This window comes from Streptomyces sp. NPDC006551 (assembly GCF_040611675.1).
Lineage (GTDB): Bacteria > Actinomycetota > Actinomycetes > Streptomycetales > Streptomycetaceae > Streptomyces.
On record NZ_JBEXOT010000029.1, the window covers coordinates 41,864 to 62,182 of the forward strand.

The window sequence follows — 20,319 nt, forward strand, 5'->3', positions numbered from 1 at the left end:
ACCGACAGGGGCGGCGCTCCGCGCGAGGCACACCTTCTCCCGCGTGAACGGCCACCGCGTGTTCAGTCCAGGCCGCGAGCGTGCCGGAAACGGGCGAGTCCGTCGGCGAGCGTCACGAGCGGCTCGGGGTAGTCGCGGGCCGCCCGCCCCAGGCCGGTGAGCTTCCACGGCTCGTGGATCGACCGGGCCGGCACGTCGGCGAGCTCGGGAACCCAGCGGCGCACGTAGGCGCCCTCGGGGTCGTACCTCTTGCCCTGCAGTACGGGGTTGAGGACCCGGTTGGGCCGGGTGTCCGTGCCGGTGCCCGCGACCCACTGCCAGTTGAGCTGGTTGTCGGCGACATCGCCGTCGACGAGGAGGTCGAGGAAGTGCCGCGCGCCCGCCCGCCAGTCGATGTAGAGCGTCTTGGTCAAGAAGGAGGCGGCGAGCAGTCGGCCCCTGTTGTGCATCCAGCCCTCATGGGCGAGTTGGCGCATGGCGGCGTCCACGACGGGGTAACCGGTGCGTCCCTCCCGCCAGGCCCGCAGGTCCGCCTCGGCGTCCTCACCCCGACGCCAGCGGTCGTGCCGGGTCCGGTAGTCCTCCGTGGCCGCCTCAGGCCGCGCGGCCAGCACCTGATGGTGGAAGTCGCGCCAGCACAGTTGCCGTACGAACGCCTCGGCGCCCGCGCCGCCCCTGATCCGGGCGCGGTGCACCGCCTCGGCGGCCGACACCGCGCCGAAGTGCAGGTACGGGGAGAGGCGCGAGGTGGCATCGCCGGCCAGGTCGTCGTGCCGTGCCTCGTACGCGTCGGCGTGCCGGGACAGCCATGCCGTGAGCCTCCTGCGGCCCTCCCGCTCGCCGCCGGTGGCCAGGCCCGCGGACACGGACGCGGCCGAGGGGCGCGCGGGCACACCCTCGGACCGTACGGCGGGCGGCACGCGGACCGTACGGGGTGGCGCGAGCGGAGCGCGGAGCCGCTCCGCCTGCCAACGCCTGAAGTACGGGGTGAAGACGGCGAAGTGGTCCGAGCCGTGCGGGGTCACGGCACCGGCCGGCAGGGCGGTGGCCACCCCGTCGTGGACGCGGAGGCGACGCCCGTCGGACTCCAGGGCGTGCCGCAGCCGGTCCTCGCGGTCGCGGGCGAAGGCGCTGCACCCCGCCGCCATGTGCACCTCGTCCGCGCCGGCCTGCCGTGCCACGGCCAGGACCTCGGCCACGGTGTCGCCGCCCCGCACGACGAGCCGGCCGCCCCGGTCCCGCAGCCCGGCGTCGAGGTCGGTCAGGCAGTCCGCGAGGAAGGCGAGCCGGTTGGGGGCGGCGAACCCGGCGCGGTCCACGGCGGGATCCCTGACGAACAGCGGAACGACCTCGGACGCCGACTCCACCGCGGCCCGCAGGGGCGGGTGGTCGTGGAGGCGGAGATCGGAGGTGAACAGGACGACGGAGACGTTCATGCACCATTCCTGGGGATCGCGTCGGCGGTGGGGCCCGCCGTGGCATCGGTCTCGGCGGTCCTCTCGGCCGTGCGCGCGATGGTGCGCGCCATGCCGCCGAACACGACGGCGTGGAACGGCGCCACGCTCCACCAGTACAGCTGTCCGGCCAGGCCACGGGGGTGGAAGAGGGCACGCTGCCGGTAGCGCGTGCGCCCCGCGTCGTCCGTCTCGGCGTACATCTCCAGCCAGGCGAGTCCGGGGAGCCGCATCTCCGCGCGCAACCGGAGCAGTCTCCCCCGTTCGATCTCCTCGACCCGCCAGAAGTCCAGCGCGTCGCCGACTCTGAGCCGCTCGGCGTCACGCCGGCCCCGGCGGAGGCCCACTCCGCCGAGGAGCCGGTCGAACCAGCCGCGCAGGGCCCAGGCGAGGGGAAAGGAGTACCAGCCGTTCTCGCCGCCGATGCCCTCGATGACCCGCCAGAGCGCCCGGGGGCTCGCGGCGACGGTCCGCTCGCGCTCGTCGGTGTACAGGCTGCCGCCCGCCCAGTCGGGGTCGGTGGGGAGCGGGTCGCTCGGGGCGCCGGGGAGGGAAGCGGAGGACCACCGGGTGGTGACCTCGGCGTCCCGGACGCGCTGGAGGGCGAGGGAGAGGGCACGGTCGAAGGGCACCGGCGTCCCGGGCGGGTCCGGCACATGGGTGGCGATGTCGTGTTCGGCGCAGACGACCTCATGGCGGAGCGACTCGGCGAGCGGGCGGGCGAGGGAGGCCGGCACGGGCGTGACGAGCCCGATCCACTGGCTCGACAGACGTGGGGTGAGCATCGGGACGGGGAGGATGAGCCGCCGGGGCAGCCCGGCGACGGCCGCGTAACGGACCATCATGTCGCGGTACGTGAGGATGTCCGGGCCGCCGATGTCGAAGGCGCGGTTGACGTGGTCGGGCATCCGGGCACTGCCCACGAGGTAGCGCAGCACGTCCCGTACGGCGATGGGCTGGACGCGGGTGGCGACCCAGCTCGGGGTCACCATGACGGGAAGCCGCTCGGTGAGGTAGCGGAGCATCTCGAAGGAGGCCGAGCCGGAACCGATGACGACGGCGGCGCGGAGCACGGTGGTGGGAACGCCGGAGTCGAGGAGGATCCGGCCGACTTCGGCCCGCGAACGCAGATGGGGGGAGAGCCGTTCGCCGGGGATGTCCCGCGGGGTGAGGCCACCGAGGTAGACGATGCGGCGCACGCCGGCGGCGCGGGCCGCCTCGGCGAAGGTGTGCGCCGCGCGGCGGTCGGTCTCCTCGAAGTCACGCCCCGCGCCCATGGAGTGCACGAGGTAGTAGGCCACGTCGATGTCGCGCAGGGCGGGGCGCAGGCTCTCGGCGTCGGTGACGTCACCGCGGACCACCTCGGCCCGGTCGGCCCAGGGGTGGTCGCGGAGGTTCGCGGGTGTACGGGCGAGGCAGCGGACGCGGTGTCCGGCGTCGAGCAGTTCGGGGACGAGCCGGCCGCCGATGTAGCCGCCGGCTCCGGTGACCAGGCAGCGCAGGGGGTCGGCCCCGGGCCGGGGGTGCCGGGTCTTGGAGTGCGCGTCCCCGGGCTGGGGGTGCGTCGCCATGGGGCTCCGTTCGGCCGTGGGGGCACGGCCGCGACGGATGTCGCCCGTGCGTCGTGCGGGGCACTACCGCGATTCTTCTCCGGTCGTGGCCGCCGCGGACGCGGAGGGCGGCTTCACTGGGCCGAACGTGTGGCCCTCACGGGTGACCCGGGCAGGCGGCGTCCCCGCCACCGCCTGCCCGGGGCCCGGTCCTGTCGGCGTCACATGGCGCTCGGTCAGGCGGCCTGGGCGAGTTCAGCGCGGCCGAAGAGCAGGCTGTAGCCGGGCGGAAGCTGCGCGAGCACGCGGTCGAGGAGGTCGGGACCGGCGAGCTGGGCGACAACGTTGAGAACGGCTCCCGTGTCCCAGCGGGCGGTGGCGGGAGTGCCGCCGACGCGGCCGGCGAGATCCTTGACGAAGCCCCAGCCGGTGAGCTGCTCGGTCGCGGGGATCTGGCAGGTGAACGCGCGGGCGGCCTCGAGCGGAAGGCGGGCGGCGAGGTCGACGCGTTCGTCGCCGGTGATCTGGCGGCCGAGGGCGGCCAGCACCGCGCGCACCGTGTCCTCGGCTCGTTCGCGGGTGGGGTAGGCGCCTTCGTAGCGGACTCGTTCCAGCATCTGGTCGAACGTCATGGCAGGCGTGGCCAGGGCCTGTTCCGACAGGGCGGGCATGGAGGAGGACTGCCTTTCTGGTGGTGGTGTCGGTTTGGGTACGCGGCCCGGCGGGCGGAGGACGGGAGGAGAGGAGGAAGAGGCATCCCGTCCTCCGCGCGGCGCCGGCGGGCGTGCCGGTTCAGCCGCTGATCTCCTTGCGGCCGGATCCGCCGCCGATCGTGATCTTGCGCGTCTTGGCGCGCTCGGCGATCGGGATCCGCAGGGTCAGCACACCCGATTCGTAGTCGGCCGTGATGTGCTCCGTGTCCAGGGTGTCGGCCAGCATCAGCTGGCGTGAGAAGACGCCCAGGGGCCGTTCGGAGAGCTCCATCTGCACGTCGCCGGCCTTCGTGACCGGCCTGCGTTCGGCCTTGACGGTCAGCATGTTCCGTTCGACGTCGATGTCGATCGCGTCGCTCGTCACTCCCGGCAGGTCGAAGGCGATCACGTACTCGTCGCCCTCGCGGTACGCGTCCATCGGCATGGGGGACGGCTTGGACCAGGTGCCGGTGGTGCCCAGGAGCTGCTGGGTGAGCCGGTCGAGTTCGCGGAACGGGTCGGTGCGCATCAACATCGCGAAACACCTCCAGTCGGTTCGGGCAAGAACTGCCAATGCGCTTCACCTGGCACCGTTGTAACATGTCACCCGAACGATGACAACTACGATGTCGTCTTAAGGGTGACACCGACTGACGAAAGGGGAGCCGGAGCCCATGACCGCAGCCGACCAGCCCCGACGGGCCGGCCCCGCCGCCTCGTCCTTCCTCGCCGCCTCGGCGGCACTGTCCGCGATCGACCAGGCGGTCCGCACGGCCCAGGCCCCTCGGACCGAGGAAGATCCGGAAGCCCGCCCGGTCAGCTCCGAGCAGGCACTGGCCGCGCTCCTGCTGCTGCGGGAGCTTCGGGAACAGCTCGCCGGATGGGAACCGGCGCTGATCGAGGCGGCCCGCGAGGCGGGCGCCAGCTGGGCCGAGCTCGCCCATCCTCTCGGCGTGGCCAGCCGCCAGGCGGCCGAGCGCCGCTATCTGCGGGTACGCCCGGGCGCCGAGGGCACCACCGGCGAGCAGCGCGTGCAGGCCACCCGCGACCGCCGCGCCGCCGATCGCTCGGTCACCGCCTGGGCCCGCGGCAACGCGGCGGACCTGCGCCAGCTCGCCGGGCAGATCACCACCCTCGGGAACCTTCCCGCCGCGTCGCACGCACCCGTCGCGCGGCTCACCGAGGCCCTCGGTGACGACGACGCCGCCGCCCTCGTGCGCCCCCTCATCGACACCCATCAGCACCTCGAGGCCGATCATCCCGATCTCGCCGCCCGGGTGGACACCATCACCCGGCACACCGACCGTCTGCGCCGGAACAACAGCCGCCAGAGCCCGGACACGGCCACCTGACCGGACACCCCGCGAGGCGAGCCTCGCTGCGGCCGCCCCGCCGGCCGACGCACCGGCTCGCGGCCCGGCGAGGCCCTCGTGCGCGCGTCAGCGAGGCGGCTGCCGCCGCCGCGTCTCCCGATAGCGGGCGGGCGAGGTCCCGTACCGACCGGTGAAGGCCTGCCGCAGCGACTCGGCCGTGCCGAATCCGCTGCGGGCCGCCACGCTCGTCATGGGCAGCGTGGTCGACTCGAGGAGGTGCGCGGCCGCTTCGGTACGGGCCTGCCGGACGAATCGGCCCGGTGGTTGCCCGAGGTGCTCCGTGAACAGCCGGGTGAGATGGCGCGGGGTCACTCCGGCTCGGTCGGCCAGGGCCGCCGTACTCAGGTCGTGGTCCGGATGGGCGGCGATGTGGTCGACGAGTTCGCGGACCAGGGCGTTGCGGGGCGGCGGCGCCGCCGTGAACAGGCTCATCTGCGCCTGCGTGCCCGGCCGTTGCAGATAGGTGACCAGGTCGCGGGCGACCTGGCGGGCCAGTTCGGGGCCGTGATCCTCCTCGATGAAGGCGAGGGTGAGGTCCAGCGCGCTGGTGACGCCCGCCGCCGTGTAGACGTTCCCGTCACGGATGTAGATGGGGGCCGGGTCGACCCTGACGTCCGGGTACCGGGCGGCGAGCCGATCCGCGAACCGCCAGTGCGTGGTGGCGCGGCGGCCGTCGAGGAGACCGGCGGCGGCCAGCACGCCCGCGCCCGTGCACACCGAGGCCACCCGCCGGCTCTCCCCGGCCAGCCGCCGGACGTGCCCGACGAGCCGGAGGTCGTCGGCCGCCCGCTCGAAGCCGGCGCCGCCCGACACGATCAGCGTGTCGAGTGGCCCGACGAGCCGTTCGAGGGACTGCTGACTCTGCAGGGACAGGCCGGAGCCGCAGACGATCGGGCCCCCGCCCGGCCCGACGACGCTCACCCGGTACGGCACCGCCGGGTCACCGATCCCGTTGGCCATGGCAAGGCTGGTGGTCACACACGCGATGTCCAACAACTCGGCCGATTCGTAGCCGACCACCACCATGAGCCGCTCCCCCATGCGGCGACCCTATGCCGGAAGGACCGGTACCCCAAGGCCACGGACATGGATCCGGCCGCCGCGTGCGGAGCGCGCCGCCCCGGCGGGAGAGTGACGACGCGAACACCCCGGCCTCTCCCGCGACTCGATCCTTCGACACCTTCCGGAGACTCCATGACGACCGACTCCCCGCAGGACGGCCGGAACGACCCGACACGTGCGGCGCACGCGAGCGGTGCGGCGCACCCCGCGGCGGCGGACCCGGCACGACAAGCCGCGGACGCGACGCCGGCTCACGGGGGCCGGCGGACCTCGCCGTCCGGAGCGGCCGGCATCCTGCGGGCGCTCGGGCACCGTTGGCCCACCCTGCTGGCGCTGGCCCTGGCGGTCACCACCTTCGTCGACGGCCTCCCGGCCCCCGCCTTCCTGGCCGGGCTCCTCGTCGCCATGCCGCTGTGCTACCTCCTCTTCGGAGCGCTGCGCGGCGAACTCGGCCGCCCCGGCGTCCTGATCGTCCAGCTCGCCGGTCTCCTCGGCTTCGCGGCCGTGGCGTCGGCCGCGTCGGCCGTCGACGAGACCCTCGGCCTCTTCTTCCTGGCCGCCGGATGGCTGGCGCACGGTGTCTGGGACTTCGTGCACCACCGGACGGGGCAGGTAGTCCCCCGGGCGTGGTCGGAGTGGTGCTGCGTCGTCGACGTCTGCGGCGCCCTGGCGATGGTTGCCTTCGCCTAGGGAGTGTCCGGCCCCGATCCGCCGGACAGGCCCGATGCCCGGGGGGCCGTGGCGAAGCGGACGAAGCCGGCGATGCGCGGGGAGAACGTGAGCGCACCCTGTTCGCCGAGCGCCGAGCGCACGCCGTCGGCCACGTCGGCGTCCGGCTCGCCGAACACCTCGAAACGCTCCACCCGGCAGTGCTCCATCACCTCCCGGATGTACGGGTCCGCCAGCTTCCAGTGCGTGCGAACCGCGTCGGAGTCCCGATAGAGCTGAAAGCTGTGCGCGAGCATCCGCTCCTCGTCCACGAACGTCTGCACCATCAGCTGCGGGCCGTGCCGCTCCGCGAACGCCACGGCCCGGGCGATGGCGCCGCGGAAGCTCTCCAGGTGGCCGTCCGTGATGCGCATCGTGTTACGGAAGAGGAGAACTGCGTTGTCTTGAGTGGTCATTGCTCCACCATGTTTCCTCAACCATGGTTGAGGTCAAGCGCCGCGCCGACTCGTCCTACTGTCCCGGCCTCGCCGACATCGTGCGGTGCCGGCGCAGGGTTGAGAACGCGGCGCCCGTTCGGGGGGCGTAGGAGCCGGCCGCATGCCCGTGGCCGAGGCGGCGGCGCACCTTCGCTCCGCCACGATCCGCGTGCTGACAGCGCGTCCCCACAGGGCGAGCGACCCTCAGGACGCTCCCCTCGGATCAACTGGTCGTGCATCCGGGTGTGTCGGCGACCTGAACGTGGCGATCGTCAGCGTCGAGGGGCCGGGCCGGTGCTGCGGCGGACGATCAGTTCGACGGGAACGACCGGTTCCACACGCGGTTCGGTCAGGCCGTCGATGTGCGCCAGGAGCAGGCGCAGGGAACGGGTGCCGATCTCGGTGAAGTTCGTGCGTACGGTCGTGAGCGGCGGGAGCAGATGGGCGGCCTCGGGGATGTCGTCGTAGCCGACGACGCTGACGTCGTCGGGAACGCGGCGGCCGGCCTCGTGGAAGGCGCGCAGGGCGCCGAGGGCCATCTGGTCGTTGGAGGCGAAGACCGCGGTGACGTCCGGGCGTTCCGCCAGTCCGCGGCCGAGGTCGTAACCCGAGTCGGCGCTCCAGTCGCCGACGTGGAGTTCGGGGACGTTCGCGCCCGCCGCCTCCAGGGTGGTGCGCCAGCTCGCCGCGCGCCGGTCGGCGGAGGTCCAGCCAAGAGGGCCCGCGATGTGCCAGACGGTGGCGTGGCCGAGATGGAGAAGGTGTTCGGTGGCCGCGCGCGCTCCGGCACGGGAGTCGGCGGTGATCAGGGGGGTACCGTCGCCGAGGTCGTTCTCGAGGACGACGAGGGGGGTGTCGATGCGGGCCTCCACCAGGGCTTGGCGCACCCAGTCCTGCGGGGCGATGGCGATCACGCCGTCCGCGCCCTCCGCCGACAGCCGGTCCACGGCCCGCACCACCGTGGCGGGGTCGGCGGTGTCGATGGCGATGGCGCTCACGAGGTAACCACGATCCTGCGCCGCCTTGTTGATCGCGGTCAGGATCGAGGCCGGGCCGTAGCGCGCCGCGTCGAACGAGATGACGCCGAGCATGCGGGTCCTGCCGCTGGCCAGGGAGCGGGCGCTGCGGCTGGGGCGGTAGCCGAGTGCGGACATGGCGTCCTCGACGGCCGTACGGGTTTCGGGGCGGACGGCCGGGTTGTCGTTGAGTACGCGGGAGACGGTCTGCTTGGAGACACCGGCGAGCCGCGCCACATCCTCCATCACCGGGCGCGTTCCGGCGAAGTTGCGGCGGCTGCGCCCCTTGGGAGCCGGGCCGTCCGTGGCGTGAGGAGGCATGACGGGTGTGTCCTTCGGCGTCGTCTCGGCGGTCTGTCCCGCGTGTCGGGCCCACAGGATAGGCGGAGCGGGACGAACCGTACCGGGGCCGCCCTCCCTACCGGGCAGGTGCCGGGGGCGAAGGGCGGCCCGTGTCCGTCGGGCGGCTCAGCCGGCCCGCGTCGTCCAGGTACGGACGGTGGCCCATTCGACGTGCCGTACCGCGGCTTCCTGCCCCGCCTCACCCACCTGGGCGGGCAGGTGGACGGGGGCGCCGGGGGGCAGCGGCAGCAGCTTCAGGCGCAGTCCCTCCGTGAGCAGGAGATCGGCGGGCAGCCGGTCCAGGCCGATCTCCCAGACACCGCCCGCGTGGAACTGGTCGGCGACGAGGGTCTCACCGACGTACGCGCGCCCCACGTCGCCGGTCCAGCGGACCCGCAGGAGCGTGGTCGCCGCGTCGTCCAGGAGGTGGCCGGGTACGTCGACGCGGTACTCGGCCGCGGTGGTGTCGAAGTGCTTGTCGGCGGGGGCGCTCGCCCGGCCCAGTGTGCCGGTCACGGTCTCGGGGGCCGTGCCGGCGGGCCGGAGCAAGGTGAAGGGCAGAGCGGTGCCCTGACCCTCGGGCAGCTCGTCGGGCAGGCGGCCCTCGGGCAGGCGGTGGGCGCGGTCGTCGGGCAGGCCATGGCCCCGGCCACCGGGCAGGTCGTCCGGCAGGTCCGGGACCCCGACGCCGGTCCGGCCGTCCGGCCGCAGGGTGTAGCGGGTGAGGACCCCGTCCGCCTCTGCGTACACGCTCGCCCCGGCCGCCACCGGTGGCCGCTCGGGGACGGGCAGGACCGCGAAGGACGACGAGGTGCCGGTGCCGTGCAGGCGGACCTCGTCGCCGTCGAAGACGACGCCGTCGCGGGACAGGACGATCCGCTCGGCTCCCCACGCGGAGCCCCGGTAGACGGTGCGCGCCGTCGCCGCGTCGAGAACCAGCAGGCCGACCCGTCCGCCGTCCGCCGTGTTCACCTCCACGAGGGCGTCCGTGCCGGGCCGCAGTCCGGTGATCAGGATGCGGCCGTCGGCGCGTGTCACGGATCCGGTGGGTGTGGTGACGGACTGAACGGTGCTCGAGTCGAGGGCGAGTTCGGGGGTGATGCCGTCGGTGGCGGCGAGCACCAGGACGGTGCGCCCGCGATCGTCGACCCGGCACACCGGCTGGGCGGTGGCCCAGTCGAGACGGAGCCCGGCGACGTCCAGACGCAGCGGCCAGCAGAAGTACGCGCCGGAGGGGACGGTCACGGGCGTGCTGGGCAGCGACAGGGCGGGCCCGTCGGCGAAGTCGACCGTGAAGGTCGTGTCCGGATGGCTCGGCAGCGGCTCGTGGGGCTGGTGGTTGTTGACGAAGAGGAAGCCGGAGGTGCCGTCGCCGCGGACGGCCCAGCGGAGGGTGTCCCGGTCGTGCTGCCCGGTCGGCTGCCGCTCGGGCAGCACGGACTCCATGGGCGCGATCAGGTGGCCGAGGTCGGCCAGCATGAGGTGCTGGAGCCGGAGTTCGTGGTACGAGGGCCGGTACTGGCCGTACTCGCCGAGCGGCGCCTGGAAGTCGTAGGTGAGGACGGGGAGGTCGTTGGGGTAGTGGGTGGCGTGCGACTCCTGGAGGGTGGTCAGCTCGCCGGTGGGATTCGTACCGCCGTGGAACATGTAGTAGCCCTGCCACACCGAGCCGCAGCCGATCTTGGTGAGGCCGAGCGCGCCGACGTCCTCGGGGTCCACCCGCGGCCGCCGGTGGTACGCCGCCGCCATGCCGCCGCCGAGTTCACAGGTGGCCCAGGGGAACCGGTCGGAGGGGACGGGGTCGCCTCCCCCCACGGTCGTCGGGCGCAGGTCGGCGCCGATGCCCTCGTCGTCGCGCTGGTGCGTGAAGAAGAAGTGCTTGCGACAGGTGTCGGGCCAGCCGCCGTCCCATTCGGTCCAGAACGTCTCCGGGTAGCCGCCGTAGAGCGGCAGCAGCTCGTCGGGCGGAAGCCGCACCCCTCCCCAGGCCGTCGAGGTCCACAGCGGTGCGTCGAGACCGGCCTCCTGGGCCATCGTCTTGAGCGTGCGGAGGTGGCCGGGCTGGTCGTACAGCTCGTTCTCGATCTGGATGGCGACGATCGGGCCGTGGTGCGCGCGGTCGAGGCCGCGCAGCTGTTCGGCGATGGCCGCGAACCATGGGCGTACGGCGTCGAGGTAGGCGGGGTCGTCGGTGCGGGGTGCGCAGTCGCGGGCGAGGAGCCAGTCGGGCAGACCGCCGTTGCGTACCTCGGCGTGGGACCAGGGGCCGATGCGAGGGATGAAGTCGAGACCGTGACGGGCGCAGAGCTCGGCGAAGCGCCGCAGGTCGCGGTCGCCGTCGAAGCGGACGCGGCCCTCGATCTCCTCGTGGTGGATCCAGATGACGTAACTGGCGACGGCCGTGACGCCGCCGGCCTTCATCTTCAGGAGTTCTTCCTCCCAGTGCCGGGCGGGGTAGCGGGTGTAGTGGAACTCGCCGGAGACCGGGAACCAGGGCCGGCCGCCGCGGGTGAGACAGCGGCTGGTCACCGCGATCGGATCGGCGGCCGAGGGGGCGTCGGTGAAGGGGAGGTGGCCGGTCAGCGGGGCCGCGGCGGGCGCGGGGACGTGCAGCCGGTGGTGCGTCATCAGGGCTTCTCCGGTCCGAGGTCGGGTGTGTCGGTGAGCTGGGCGAGGGTGCGGGTGGTGGCGTGGAGTTCCAGCAGGACGAGGTCGTTGACGCCGGGGCGCAGGACGGGCGCGGGGACGTACAGCGTGCGTTGCGGGCCGCGGTTCCAGTAGCGGCCGAGGTGGAAGCCGTTGATCCATGCCTGGCCCTTGGTCCAGCCGGGCAGCTCCAGGAAGGTGTCGGCCGGGGTGCGCACCTCGAAGGTCCCGCGGTGGAAGACGGGGCCGAGCTCCGCGGCGGCGCCGGCCGGTGCGAAGGGCAGCCGGTCGAGGACACCGGGGCCGTCCAGGGGCAGCGGGTGGCAGTCCCAGCCCCGCAGGGGCGTGCCGTCGAAGGTGACCGGCCCGAACAGGCCCTTGGGCGTGCCGATGCGCGGACCGTAGTTGACGCCGCCCATGTTCTCCACGAGAACGTCCAGGCCGGCTCCGGGGTACGGGACGCGCACGGGCAGGGCCTCGTCGTGCCGTTCGCGTTCGAGTACGCCGACGGGGACGCCGGCCACGAAGACCTGGGCGCGGTCGCCGACCCCGTCCGGGAAGCGCAGCAGTCCGTCGCCCGCGACGGAGAGGGTGGTGCGGTAGAGGACGTATCCGTTCCGCTGCCCCAGTTCCTCCATGGTGACCGGGTCGTCGGTGCGGACGGGCTCGGCCAGGGCGCCCGCCCGGGAGAGCAGCGGAGCCCGGCGGTCCAGGCTGACGGTGAGGGGCGGAAGCTTGGCGGACGGCGCGGGGACCGCCTCGTCGGGGACGGGCGCGTGGCGGGCGATCACCTCCCGGAACGCGTGGTACTTGGGTCCGGGATCGCCTCCTTCGGTGAGCGGGGCGTCGTAGTCGTACGAGGTGACCGTCGGAGCGTACGCGTGATCGTGGTTGGCCCCGTTGGTGAAGCCGAAGTTGGTGCCGCCGTGGAACATGTAGATGTTGACGGAGGCGCCGGCCGAGAGGAGCCGGTCGAGGTCGGCGGCGGCGTCGGCCGCGTCCCGTACGTGGTGCGGTTCGCCCCAGTGGTCGAACCAGCCGATCCAGAACTCCGTACACATCAGCGGGCCTTCGCCGCGGTGCTCGCGGAGCCGCGCCAGTTGGTCGGTGATCTTGCTGCCGAAGGTGCCGGTCGCGAGGACGCCGGGCAGGCTGCCGCGCTTCAGGTGCTCGGGGTCGGCCTGGTCGCAGGTGAAGAGCAGTTCCTCGACGCCGCGTGCTCGCAGGGACCGGGCGAGGTGGTCGAGGTAGGCGGTGTCGTCGCCGTAGGCGCCGTACTCGTTCTCCACCTGGACGGCGATCACGGGTCCGCCGAAGGCGGCCATGTAGGGCAGCAGGGGCGGCAGCAGCCGGTCGAGATAGCGGTCGACGGCCCCGGTGAACTTCGGGTCGGTGCTGCGCAGCCGCACGTCCGGGTCGGCGGTGAGCCAGGTGGGCAGGCCGCCGCCGTCCCACTCGGCGCAGATGTACGGGCCGGGGCGCAGCAGGACCCGGAGCCCTTCGGCATGGGCGAGTTCCAGGTAGCGCGGCAGATCGAGGAGCCCGTCGAGGACGAGTTCGCCGTCGGGTTCGGGCTGGTGCAGGTTCCAGGGGACGTACGTCTCGACAGTGTTGAGGCCCATGAGGCGGGCCTTGCGGAGCCGGTCGGCCCACTGCCCGGGATGGACGCGGAAGTAGTGCATGGCACCGGAGATGATGCGGAACGGCTCGTCATGGAGCAGGAATCCGTCGGACGTCGTCGTCAGAGCGGGCACGGGGAGGCTTCCCTTCGGCGGGGAGGGCGGGGAGGGCGGGGACTGCCGGGATCGGGTCGCGGGCTCAGGTCGGGGGATATCGGTGTGGGGGGGGATCAGTGGGGGCGGACCGGGGCCGGGAGGCTCAGGTCCCGGTGCCGCTTCGGGTGGCCGGACCGGGGCCGGAAGGCTCAGGTCCCGGTGCCGCTTCGGGTGGCGCGGATCAGCCAGAGTGTGGCGGCCAGGCAGAGAGCCGAGACGCCGCACAGCAGGAGCGGCACCGCGCGGACACCGGACCACTCGATGGCCTTGCCCAGCACCGGCCCCGCCGCCACACCGCCGATCATGGACGCGGCGATCACCACCGCTCCGGCCCTGCGCGCCCGCGGGGCGGCCCGGTGGAGCCAGGGCAGGCCGGTCGGGAAGATCGGCGCGATGAAGAGACCGACACCGGCGTACGCGTACGGTGCCAGCCCCGGCACGGCGGCGAGCAGCAGACAGACCGTCATGCCCGCGCACGAGACCGTGATGATGGCCTGGGCCGAGAAGCGCAGCGCGATCGGCGCCACGAGGAACCGTCCGACCGTCATCATCAGCCAGTAGACGGAGGTGGCGGTGGCGGCGATTCCCGCGCTGTACCCGACCGTCTCCAGATGGGTGGGCTCCCAGCCGCCGACTCCCGCCTCGATGCCCACGTGCAGCACGTACAGGGTGACGAAGACCGCGAGCACGGAGCCCAGGCTTCGGCCGAGCACCTGGCCGCCGCCGGTCTCTCCGGCCGGCGCGCCGGCGGGGTCGGGTGCCTTGTCGCGTACCCCCTTCAGGCACAGCAGCAGCGGCAGGTTGGCGAGCGCGAAGCCGATGAAGATCGCGGGATAGTGCGCGGAGCCGACCGCGCCGATCAGTGCCGGGCCGAGGATCGCTCCCACGCCGAAGTGCGCGTTGAGGATGTTCAGCATCGCCGTCGAGCGGTGGCCGAAGCCGATCGCGAACAGCTGGTTGAGGCCGTAGTCGATGCCGCCGAAGCCGAGTCCCGCCAGGAGGGCCATGGCCAGGGCCACGGGCCAGTTGGGCGCCAGCGCGAAGCCCGCGGCGCCGACGGCCATCAGTACGTACGAGCTCGCCAGGATCTGCCGGTTGCCGAGGCGCCCGAAGAGCCGGTCGAAGAGCAGCACTCCGGCGACTCCGCCGACGAAGTGGGCGCTCAGGCCGAGGCCGGCGGCCGACGGGGAGAGCCCGAACTCCTCGCGGAGGGCCGGGATCGCGGGACCGTACAGCGCCTGGAGCGCCCCGATGAGGACGAAGCCCACACAGGACGCGACCACGGCGGCGGGGCTGAACAACGGGGCACTCGCGGCTGCTTGGGCCTCCTTCGGGCGTTGCCCGCTCGATCGGTCGGTCGATCGGTCGGTCGTTCGCTCGCTCACACGGTCTCCAGATGGCGGCCCACGATCTCGTGGGCGAAGGACATGATCGTTCCCTGCGGGCTGATCCCGGGAGCTCCGGGCAGCACGGCGGCGTCGCACAGATGCAGGTTGGTGAAGCCGTGCGGCCTGCCGAGTTCGTCGCAGACCCCGCCCCGCTCCGGCAGCGCCATGGGGCAACTGGCCATGGCGTGCACCGACACCAGCTCCCAGTCGGCGGGCCGGACGCGGGCGCAGTACTCCTCCACGTCCGCTTCGGTGCGCAGCGGGCCGGCGGCGGACGTCGGGGGCACCAGCTCCACCGCGCCGGCGGCGAACAGCAGCCGTGCGGTTCTGCGGAACGCCAGCGTCAGAACGTGGTGATCGGCTCTGGTCATGCCGTGCCGCAGCACCGGTGCGCCGCCCAGGGTCCCCGCGATTCCCGCCGTTCCCTGCATGCGCACCTGGGTGGTGAACATGCCCAGATGCGGCAGCGAGGCCAGGAGTTCGTCGACCTGTCTCGGGTCGCGCCCGGCGAGCGCGGCACCGAGACCGCCGGGCGTCAGATTGGACGGCATGACGAGCATGCCGAGGGCCGAGTGCTCCTGGACCTGGGCGGTGAACATGGTGCCGCGTACGGCGTCGACGATCCGGGGGAAACGGGCCACCGTCCTCAGGTTGAGGTGGAGCGCGAGCCGGCGCCCGGCCGTGCGCCGGTGGATGCCGCTGCGGCGCAGCAGTACGGGCGTGCCGACGGGCCCGGCGGCGACGAAGAGGGTACGCGGGCGGTAGCGCAGCGGGCGGCCGGCGGAGTCGGTCGCCTCCACGCCGCGCACCACGCCCTGCCGGTGGGTGATCCGCTCCACGCGCACGCCGTCCCGGATGCGCGCGCCGAGCGCCTCGGCCTGCGGCAGATAGGTGACGGCCATGCTCTGCTTGGCACCGCTCGGGCAGCCGGTGGCGCAGCGGTTGAGGTGTCGGCAGTCCCGCACCACGCGCTGCGGGTGCTGCCAGCGCCAGCCCAGGGACTCGGCCGCGCGCGCCAGCAGCCGGGAGTCCTCGTTGCCGTCGCCGTGCTCCTGCGTGATCATGCCGAGGCGCCGCTGGACCTCGGCGAAGCGGGGGGCGACGACCGGGGAGCGGTAGCTCCCGTACCCGGACCAGAGGGCCCAGCGATCGAGGACCGCCGGTGAGGGCTCCCACAGCAGGCCGCCGTTGACGACGGTGGTGCCTCCGACGGCGTGAGCCTCCCCGTAGGCGATGGTGGGGGTGCCGAGGACGGCGGTCGCGCCGGCGTTGCGGTAGAGGCGCCGCATCGACTCCGCCGGGTCGGTGGTGGCCAGGTCCTCGGTGGTGACGCGGGGGCCTTCCTCCAGAACGGTCACCGAACGTCCGGCGCGGGCCAGTTCGAGCGCGGCCACGCTGCCGCCCGCGCCGGAGCCGACGACCAGGGCGTCGCACGTGATCTCCGTAGGGCGGGCCGTCCCGCCTGCCCGCCTCATCGCAGGGCCTCCTTCCGCCGGTTCGGCGGCCGGACGGCGGTGCCGTCGAGCGCGCCGTACAGAGCCAGAGCCGTGGTGAGGCGGAGCAGTTCGGCGAAGCCGGGCAGCGCGCGCAGCCGGGCCAGACCGCGGTGGATCTCCTCGGGAGTGGCGACGGCCGGGTGCCGGCGCGTGACGGCGCGGAAGGCGACCGGGAAGAGACGCAGAGCCGCGGCGGTCCCCCACCGGTACGCGGCGGGCATCCGGTTCAGGCTCTCGGCGGTGTGGTGGACCGCCCGGCCCAGGGCCGGTGCCGGGCTCAGCGCCGCGTAGGCACCGGCCCAGCAGTGCGGCAGCCCCGAGTCGTACAGGTCGCGGTCGGTGATCCGGGCGCTGACCGTACGGCGCGCCCTCACCCGGTCACCTTCTCCCGTACCAGGCCGGCCAGCAGCCGGGCGGCCCCCTGGTCGAGCACCTCGTCCAGCGCCTTCACGAACAGGTCCACCTCGTCGGCCCGGGCCACCAGCGGCGGGGAGACGATGAGGGCGATGGCGCGGTTGGAGCCGAAGAAGGTGAGGATCCCGTGGTCACGGTAGAGAGCGGCGACCACGGCGCCCGTCAGCAGCTTCGAGACGGCCTGCGGGTCCTTGGCGACCGAGGTGGGCAGCATCTCGCGCAGCTTGGCGGGGATGTGGGGGCCCGGGGTGAGGAACACGCCGTGCAGGGCGCCCTTCCCCTCCACCCGCCTGACCAGACGGGGGTGGTGGTCGGCGATCTCCGACAGCCCCGTGCGCAGGCGCTCGCCCAGCTCGCGGGCGCGGCCGGGGAAGTCCTCGTCGACGGCGATCGCCACCGCTTCGAGGGCGGTCGCGGTCTCCTCGCCGAAGCCGTAGTACGTCGTGCTGTGCAGGGTCGCGTCGGACAGGTTGTCGTAAGCGGCGCGGAAGATCGGCTCCCGGGTGATGTAGCCGGAGATCGACGCCTTGCCGCCGCCGAAGGACTTGGAGGTCGTCACGATGTCGGGCACGAGCCCCGGGTGGTGCATGAAGTGGAAGAGCGCTCCCGTCTTGCCCCAGCCGGTGTACACCTCGTCGAAGATCAGCACGATGTCGCGTTCGGTGCAGATCCGGCGGAGCGCCCGCAGGAACTCGGCCGAGCAGGCGCGCAGGCTGGAGGCGCTGAAGGGCTCGACGACGACGGCGTACACGTCGCTCTCGCCGGACGACCAGGTGTGCCGGTCCAGGGCGAGGAGGAAGGAGTCCAGGTCGTCGTAGGCGAAGGTGTCGGTGCCGGGGATCTGGGGGTAGGGGAAGTGGATCTCGGGCGAGGCGGTGAGGCTTCCGGCGCCGAGGAGCTTGCCGTGGAAGGCGATGTCCGTGTGCAGGACCGTGCCGCGGCGGCCCCGGTGGTACTTGTAGGCGAGCTTCACCGCTCCTTCGACGGCTTCCGCCCCCGAGTTGGGGAAGTAGCTGATGTTCAGGTCGCCGGGCAGCAGGGCCGCGAGGTTGTGGCTGAGCGCCGCCACGTAGGGCGAGAAGTAGTTCTTGTGCACCTCCATGCGGCGCGACTCCTGGAAGCGGCGCCGCGCGGCGAGGATGCGGGGGTGGTTGTGCCCGTGGCTGAGGACACCGACGCCTCCGGTGAAGTCGAGGACGCGGCGGCCGTCGCGGAGGTGGATCCACGCTCCCTCGGCGTGGTCGACCAGGTCGCGTCCGAAGCCGAACGAGCCGATGAGGGAGACCTGGCTGCGGCTGACGAACCGCCGGTACAGGTCGTGGACCTGCTCGGTGGTCATCGCCTCGGCCTGGTCCAGGGTGATGAGCTCAGGCATCGTGGCTCCCGGTGGCGGATGCGGTCAGGCGGTCGTCGGTGGGACGGTCGTCGGCGGGGCGGTCCTTGGCCGTACCGTCCGTGGCCGTGCCGTCCTCGGTGAGGCGGTCGGCGATGAGACGTCCGGCCCTGCGGCCGTCCCGTACGGCGTAGTTGGTGCCCCGGTCCTCGGGGAAGACCTGCGCCATGCCCGCGAGATACAGACCCCTCACGCGGGACTCCACCGACGGCATCACACGGGTGTAGTGCGGGGTGATCACGGGCTGCGCGTGCGCGGCGCGCCAGACGTGGTAGCGCTCCACCCAGTCGCGGTCGAAGCCGGGGAACATGCGCCGGATGTGCGGCAGGCTGTACTCGAAGACCTCCTCGTCGGACATCCGGTAGAGGTCCGCGTCCGTCGGCAGGTACTTCGAGAGATAGACGACATGGGTGCCGTCGTACCGCTCGGGCCGGTCGAGGTTGGTGTGCTCGATGACGCCGACGTAGGGGAAGTCCGGGTCGTTGACGTTGAGCCAGTACGTGTCGGAGAGCCGGCGGTTGTTCTCCAGGACCAGGCAGACGTTGCCCAGGTAGTCGACGGCCGACCAGCGGCGCCGCAGCTCCGGCACGGCCGGGTGTCCCGCCCCGTCGTGGTCGAGGAGTCGGGCGGCCAGTCGCGGCGCGGCGGTGATCAGCACCTGGCGGGCCGGGTGGAACACGCCGCCCGCCGTCACACCGCTCACCCCGGCGTCGTCGGTGTGCACCGCCTCGACGGGCACGCCGGTGCGGATGTCGACGCCGAGCGACTCCAGGCGCTTCCGCAGCGCGGCCAGCAGCGCCTCGCAGCCGCCCTTGATGTAGTACAGCGTCTCCTTGCCGGAACGGGTGCGGCTGCCGCCCCGCAGATGCAGCTTGGTCCACATCCAGGTGGCGCCCACCTGGTCCGCGTACGCGCCGAACTTGCCCTCGAGGAGCGGCCGCCAGACCACGTCGTACACGCGCCGTCCGCCGAGGGCGACCAGCCATTCGCGCGCCGTCCGCGACTCCAGTTCCCGCCAGTGCTTGACCCGTCGGGCGCGCAGGGCGAGCAGTCCCAGTCGGATGCGGTCGCGCAGCGGGAGCGGCGCGAAGCGCAGCACGTCCAGGGGTGCGGACAGGCGGTAGACCGAGTTGGCGTAGTAGACACCGGTGCGGGTCTCGTGCGCTTCGAGGAGATGGGAGATGCCCAGGCTCTCGCAGAGCCGGATCATCTCCTCGTCGGAGGAGAACCAGTGGTGATAGAAGCGTTCGAGGCGTTTGCCGTTGCCGATGTCGAAGCTCGCGGCCAGCCCGCCGATCTGCTCCTCGCGCTCGACGATCCGCACACCGCGGCCCTGTGAGGCCAGTTCGAGCGCCGCGGCGAGGCCGGTGAATCCCGCGCCGACGATGACGACGTCCACGGGCGCGGCGGCACGGCCGGTCGCGGGGGTGACTTCCGTACTCACAGGGCGACACGCTCCTTCTCGGCGAGGGGGTGGGGTGCGGGGGCGAGGGCGCCCGGGGCGCCGACGCGGTCGGCGATGACGTAGTCGGGGCGGCCCTGCACCTGACGGAAGACGGCGTGGAGGTACTCGCCGACGATCCCGAGGGCGAGGGCGTGGGCCCCGAAGGCGCCGGGCCGGGCGAGCAGTCGCGGGTCGCGCCGGACGGTGGCGGCGGCGAGTCCGCCGGCGAGGACGGCCGTTCCGAGGTAGGTGGACAGCCGCAGCGGTGCCACCGAACCGGCCAGCAGACCGCGCCGGGAGAGGGCGAGCATCTTGCGCAGGGTGTACTTGGACTCGCCGGCGTGGCGTGGGTCCCTGTCGTACGTCACGCTGGTCTCGGGGAGGCCGAACCAGCTGACCGCGCCGCGCAGATAGAGGTTCTTGTCCGGCGTGGAGGCGAGGAGGTCCACCAACTCCCGGTCCAGCAGCCGGAAGTCGCCGGTGTCGAGGGCGAGGGCGTGGTCGGAGAGTGTGTTGAGTAAGCGGTAGAAGGCATAGGCGCTGGCCTTCTTGAACCATGTCTCGCCGTCGCGGGCGCGGCGCCGCGCGGACACGACGGACCAGCCCTCGCGCCACAGGGCCGCCATGTCGGGGATCAGCTCCGGGGGGTCCTGAAGGTCCGCGTCGATGACGACGACCGCGTCGCCGGCGGACTCGCGCAGCCCGGCCAGGCAGGCGGCCTGATGGCCGAAGTTGCGGCTCAGCCGCACGGCCCGCACCGAACCGCTCGTCCGGGCAAGGGCGTTGACGGCTTCCCAGGTGCCGTCGGAACTGCCGTCGTCGACATAGATCTGCTCGCACTCGAAACCGGCGAGCGCGGCGAGGACCTGTGACAGCCGGGCGTGGGTGTGGGCGAGGACCTCCACCTCGTTGTAGCAGGGGACGACGACGCTGAGCACCGGTCGCCTGGTGTCGAAAGAACGTATTTCCCGTGGCACAGCACACCTTTCGCGTATGGAACACGGAGGGAGATGGGACGGGTGGTACGCGGTTCTCGGAGCGCGGGACCGGTAGGACGACAGGGGAACGACCGGGCCGGCGGGCGCCGGCAGCGCTGCGACGAGGCGAAATGTTACCGGTAACATCTTGG

17 protein-coding genes are annotated in these 20,319 nt (G+C 72.9%); 2 read left to right on the forward strand and 15 right to left on the reverse strand.

The window, feature by feature from the left end; all coding sequences use genetic code 11:
• Positions 1–62 precede the first annotated feature (62 nt).
• The 4 genes from ABZY12_RS23710 to ABZY12_RS23725 form a co-directional block, all read right to left on the reverse strand.
• Complete coding sequence (locus ABZY12_RS23710; RefSeq protein ID WP_356893471.1) at positions 63–1,436, reverse strand: deoxyribodipyrimidine photo-lyase; 1,374 nt, start codon at positions 1,434–1,436, stop codon at positions 63–65.
• Entirely contained in the window at positions 1,433–3,025 is a 1,593-nt protein-coding gene (locus ABZY12_RS23715; RefSeq protein WP_356893473.1) for an SDR family oxidoreductase, read from the reverse strand. Before ABZY12_RS23715 ends, ABZY12_RS23710 begins: the two co-directional genes overlap by 4 nt.
• A 215-nt stretch (positions 3,026–3,240) precedes the next feature.
• Positions 3,241–3,675 (reverse strand): DUF2267 domain-containing protein, encoded by a 435-nt coding sequence (locus tag ABZY12_RS23720; RefSeq protein WP_356893475.1) that lies wholly within the window; start codon positions 3,673–3,675, stop codon positions 3,241–3,243.
• A 121-nt stretch (positions 3,676–3,796) separates the two neighbouring features.
• Positions 3,797–4,231 (reverse strand): Hsp20/alpha crystallin family protein, encoded by a 435-nt coding sequence (locus ABZY12_RS23725; RefSeq protein ID WP_356893477.1) that lies wholly within the window; start codon positions 4,229–4,231, stop codon positions 3,797–3,799.
• Positions 4,232–4,370: 139 nt separating this feature from the next.
• Here ABZY12_RS23725 and ABZY12_RS23730 point away from each other — a divergent pair, with 139 nt between their 5' ends.
• Entirely contained in the window at positions 4,371–5,048 is a 678-nt protein-coding gene (locus tag ABZY12_RS23730) for a type III effector protein (RefSeq protein ID WP_356893479.1), read from the forward strand.
• 87 nt (positions 5,049–5,135) lie between these two features.
• Here the strand turns inward: ABZY12_RS23730 and ABZY12_RS23735 are convergent, their stop codons facing one another.
• Positions 5,136–6,110 (reverse strand): DJ-1/PfpI family protein, encoded by a 975-nt coding sequence (locus tag ABZY12_RS23735; RefSeq protein ID WP_356893481.1) that lies wholly within the window; start codon positions 6,108–6,110, stop codon positions 5,136–5,138.
• A 153-nt stretch (positions 6,111–6,263) separates the two neighbouring features.
• On the opposite strand from ABZY12_RS23735, the gene ABZY12_RS23740 reads away from it, so the two are divergent.
• Positions 6,264–6,821 carry a hypothetical protein gene (locus ABZY12_RS23740; protein WP_356893483.1) on the forward strand — a complete coding sequence of 186 codons (558 nt, stop codon included), beginning with the start codon at positions 6,264–6,266 and terminating at the stop codon, positions 6,819–6,821.
• On the opposite strand, the gene ABZY12_RS23745 is transcribed toward ABZY12_RS23740, so the two are convergent.
• The 10 genes from ABZY12_RS23745 to ABZY12_RS23790 all read right to left on the reverse strand — a co-directional run bounded on the left by ABZY12_RS23745 (position 6,818) and on the right by ABZY12_RS23790 (position 20,128).
• A complete protein-coding gene (locus ABZY12_RS23745; RefSeq protein ID WP_356893485.1) occupies positions 6,818–7,255 on the reverse strand; it encodes a hypothetical protein in 438 nt (145 codons plus the stop codon). The genes ABZY12_RS23740 and ABZY12_RS23745 overlap by 4 nt on opposite strands.
• 293 nt (positions 7,256–7,548) lie before the next feature.
• Positions 7,549–8,613, reverse strand: a complete 1,065-nt coding sequence (locus ABZY12_RS23750) for a LacI family DNA-binding transcriptional regulator (protein ID WP_356893487.1) — start codon at positions 8,611–8,613, stop codon at positions 7,549–7,551.
• 147 nt (positions 8,614–8,760) lie between these two features.
• Positions 8,761–11,262 (reverse strand): beta-galactosidase, encoded by a 2,502-nt coding sequence (locus ABZY12_RS23755; RefSeq protein WP_356893489.1) that lies wholly within the window; start codon positions 11,260–11,262, stop codon positions 8,761–8,763.
• The gene (locus ABZY12_RS23760) at positions 11,262–13,034 is read right to left on the reverse strand and encodes a beta-galactosidase family protein (RefSeq protein ID WP_356893491.1); all 1,773 of its coding nucleotides are present in this window, start codon (positions 13,032–13,034) and stop codon (positions 11,262–11,264) included. Before ABZY12_RS23760 ends, ABZY12_RS23755 begins: the two co-directional genes overlap by 1 nt.
• 170 nt (positions 13,035–13,204) lie before the next feature.
• The gene (locus ABZY12_RS23765) at positions 13,205–14,356 is read right to left on the reverse strand and encodes an MFS transporter (protein WP_356893545.1); all 1,152 of its coding nucleotides are present in this window, start codon (positions 14,354–14,356) and stop codon (positions 13,205–13,207) included.
• Positions 14,357–14,436: 80 nt separating this feature from the next.
• On the reverse strand, positions 14,437–15,918 hold the full coding sequence (locus ABZY12_RS23770; RefSeq protein WP_356893493.1) for a GMC family oxidoreductase: 1,482 nt from the start codon (positions 15,916–15,918) through the stop codon (positions 14,437–14,439).
• Positions 15,915–16,313, reverse strand: a complete 399-nt coding sequence (locus ABZY12_RS23775) for a hypothetical protein (protein ID WP_356893495.1) — start codon at positions 16,311–16,313, stop codon at positions 15,915–15,917. Before ABZY12_RS23775 ends, ABZY12_RS23770 begins: the two co-directional genes overlap by 4 nt.
• Entirely contained in the window at positions 16,310–17,728 is a 1,419-nt protein-coding gene (locus tag ABZY12_RS23780; RefSeq protein ID WP_356893497.1) for an aspartate aminotransferase family protein, read from the reverse strand. Before ABZY12_RS23780 ends, ABZY12_RS23775 begins: the two co-directional genes overlap by 4 nt.
• The gene (locus tag ABZY12_RS23785) at positions 17,721–19,190 is read right to left on the reverse strand and encodes an NAD(P)/FAD-dependent oxidoreductase (RefSeq protein ID WP_356893499.1); all 1,470 of its coding nucleotides are present in this window, start codon (positions 19,188–19,190) and stop codon (positions 17,721–17,723) included. The genes ABZY12_RS23780 and ABZY12_RS23785 overlap by 8 nt, the downstream gene beginning before the upstream one ends.
• Positions 19,187–20,128, reverse strand: coding sequence for a glycosyltransferase family 2 protein (locus tag ABZY12_RS23790; protein WP_356893501.1), 942 nt, complete (start codon positions 20,126–20,128; stop codon positions 19,187–19,189). Before ABZY12_RS23790 ends, ABZY12_RS23785 begins: the two co-directional genes overlap by 4 nt.
• Between the last annotated feature and the right edge of the window lie 191 nt (positions 20,129–20,319).